Origin of the sequence: Phenylobacterium sp., from assembly GCF_031425575.1 — a bacterium.
In the GTDB taxonomy this organism is placed as follows: Bacteria; Pseudomonadota; Alphaproteobacteria; order Caulobacterales; family Caulobacteraceae; genus Phenylobacterium.
Genome location: NZ_JANPJP010000286.1, coordinates 1 through 2702, shown reverse-complemented (window position 1 = coordinate 2702; position 2702 = coordinate 1). Strand labels below are relative to the sequence as shown.

The window sequence follows — 2702 nt, the reverse complement described above, 5'->3', positions numbered from 1 at the left end:
CGCCCGCGCCGAGCGCCTGGTGCTCAACACCGCCGAACTCGAGGACCTGGGTTCGTCGGTCTATGACGAGATGATGGGGCTCGGGCCTCTGGAGCCCCTGCTCAAGGATGACAGCATCAATGACATCCTGATCAACGGCCCTTTCCAGGTCTATGTCGAGCGCCGCGGCGAGCTGGAGCCCACGGCCGTCCGCTTCCGCGACAACGATCACCTGCTGCGGATCGTCAACCGCATCGTCGCCGGGGTCGGCCGACGCATCGACGAGAGCCAGCCCATGGTGGATGCCCGTCTGCCCGACGGAAGCCGGGTCAACGCCGCCATCGCCCCCATCGCCATCGACGGGGCCTGCGTCTCGATCCGCAAGTTCTCCAAGAAGCCCTACACCCTGGAAAAGCTGGTGGACGTGGGCGCCATGCCCCAGTGCGTCGCCGACTTCCTACACGGCGCCATCAAGGCCCGCGTCTCCACCGTGATCTCCGGCGGCACCGGCTCGGGCAAGACCACCCTGCTCAACGCGCTCTCGGCCGCCATCAGCCACAAGGAGCGGCTGATCACCATCGAGGACGCCGCCGAGCTGCAGATGCAGCAGCCGCACATCGTGCGCCTGGAGACCAGGCCCCCCAATATCGAGGGCAAGGGCGAGATCCGTCAGCGCGAGCTGGTCAAGAACGCCCTGCGCATGCGTCCCGACCGGGTGATCCTTGGCGAAGTCCGGGGCGAGGAAGCCTTCGACATGCTCCAGGCGATGAACACCGGCCACGAGGGCTCCATGGCCACCATCCACGCCAACACGCCCCGCGACGCCATCACCCGCCTCGAGCAGATGGTGGCCATGTCGGGGATGAAGCTGTCGCCTGAGGCGGTCCGCGGCCAGATCGCCTCGGCGGTGGGCCTGATCATCCAGATCATGCGTCTCTCGGACGGCAAGCGGAAGCTGATGAGCGTCACCGAGATCACCGGCATGGAAGGCCAGGTGGTGCAGATGCAGGAGATCTTCTTCTTCAACCGCCTGCACACCACCGCTGACGGCGTGGTGCATGGCGAGTTCCGCGCCAGCGGCCTGCGGGCCCGCTGCCTAGACGAGATGACCCGCCGCGGCATCGCCTACGACACCGCCAACTTCGACCCGTCGCGGGTGCTGGGCTGATGGGCTTCGACGCCAAGAGCGCCTATCTGGTCCTGGTCTTCGCGGCCGTCTTCGCCGCCGGCCAGGCCTGTTTCGGCCTGCTGGGAACCGCCAAGGTCAAGCGGAAGGTCAATCAGCGCCTGAAGGTCTCCGAGCGGATCGGCGGCATCCAGGAGCTGGTGGTGGAGTTGCGCAAGCAGCGAGGCCTCACCGCCGCCGGCGACCTGCGGGCGGGCGTGAAGTGGCTGGCCGAGCTGATCGTCCGCTCCGGTGTGCCCTATGATCCCCGGAAGTGGCTGATGGCGGTGATCGCCGCAGCTGTCGCGGGCGGCGTCCTGCTGGCCTTCTTCACCCACAGCCTGCTGATGGCGCCAGTGGGCGCGATCGTGTTCGGCGGCGCCGGCCCCATCTTCTTCCTGAAGTTCATGGCCGGCAGGCGGTCCAAGGCCCTGGGCCACCAACTACCGCAGGGACTTGAGATCATCGTCCGCAGCCTGGAGGCCGGCCACCCGGTCCCCACCGCGATCCAGCTGGTGGGCCGCGAGATGGCCGATCCCATCGGCTCGGAGTTCGGCATGGCCGCCGACGAGATCGCCTACGGCGCCACCCTCGAACAGGCCATCGGCCGCATGTCCCAGCGCTGCCAACACCCCGATGTCGACCTGTTCGCCGCCACCGTGCGCCTGCAGGAGCGGGCCGGCGGCAACCTGACCGGACTGCTGAAGCTCAACGCCGCCACCGTGCGCGAGCGCCACCGTATGCGCCTGAAGATCAAGGCCGCGTCGGCCGAGGGGCGCATGTCGGCCCTCATCCTCACCGCCGCCCCCTTCATCGCCGGCGGCGCCATTCACCTGATGAATCCTGACTTTTATGGCGAGGTCCTCGGGGAGCCCTTCATCCAGACCGGCCTGATCGCCATGGGAATATGGATCGCCATCGGCAACCTGATCATGCGCCGCATGGTCGACATGCGGATCTAGGCCCATGGACCTGCAGACCCTCATCCTCTGGTCCGGCCTGGCCCTGGTCGGCGTCGGCGTGGCCGGCGGCGGCGTGCTGGCCATGGGCGAACTTCGCGTACGCGCCCTGCGCAAGGCCCGCTTCCAGGATCCGGCCGGCCCTGCGATCGAGCCGAGCTGGGGCGAGGTGCGCATCCTGGGCCAGGTCACCGCCAGCGTCCGCCGTCTGGGCCAGCAGGCCGCCGTCCGCGACCCGTCCAAGGTCTCCGACGTCCGCATGCGCCTGGTCCGCGCAGGCTTCTTCGGACGCGAGGCGGCGATCTACTATCTCGGCGCCCGAGCCGCGGCCCTGGCGGCGGCGACCCTCGGCACCATCGTCCTGCTGCCCTTCGCCCTGAAGCCCGGCCACGGCATGGCCCCGGTCCTGCTGGCCGCGATCCTGGCCCTCATCGCCCTGCTCGGCCCCGACCAGGCGCTCTCCATGCGGCAGAAGGACCGGGAGCGGGAATATGCCGACGGCTTCCCCGACCTGCTGGACCTGCTGGTAGCCTCCGTCGAGGCAGGCCTCTCCCTCGACGCCGCCGTCGGCCTGGTCACCGACGAGCTGGCCCGCCGCT

The 2702-nt window shown here is 68.9% G+C and carries 2 protein-coding genes and 1 pseudogene; all 3 read left to right on the top strand.

Annotated features, from left to right (window positions below; all coding sequences use genetic code 11):
* The coding region (locus RMO97_RS15995; RefSeq protein ID WP_310542027.1) for a CpaF family protein at positions 1-1147 on the top strand (1147 nt) is incomplete at its 5' end.
* Positions 1147-2106: a type II secretion system F family protein gene (locus RMO97_RS15990; RefSeq protein WP_310542026.1), complete on the top strand. Its 960-nt coding sequence runs from the start codon at positions 1147-1149 to the stop codon at positions 2104-2106. The genes RMO97_RS15995 and RMO97_RS15990, both read left to right, overlap by 1 nt.
* Positions 2107-2110: 4 nt before the next feature.
* A pseudogene (locus tag RMO97_RS15985) lies at positions 2111-2702 on the top strand (type II secretion system F family protein); the annotation flags it as partial.

Excerpts from the sequence above, each read along its gene's own strand:
- RMO97_RS15990 (WP_310542026.1), top strand. The coding sequence starts at position 1,147 with ATGGGCTTCGACGCCAAGAGCGCCTATCTGGTCCTGGTCTTCGCGGCC.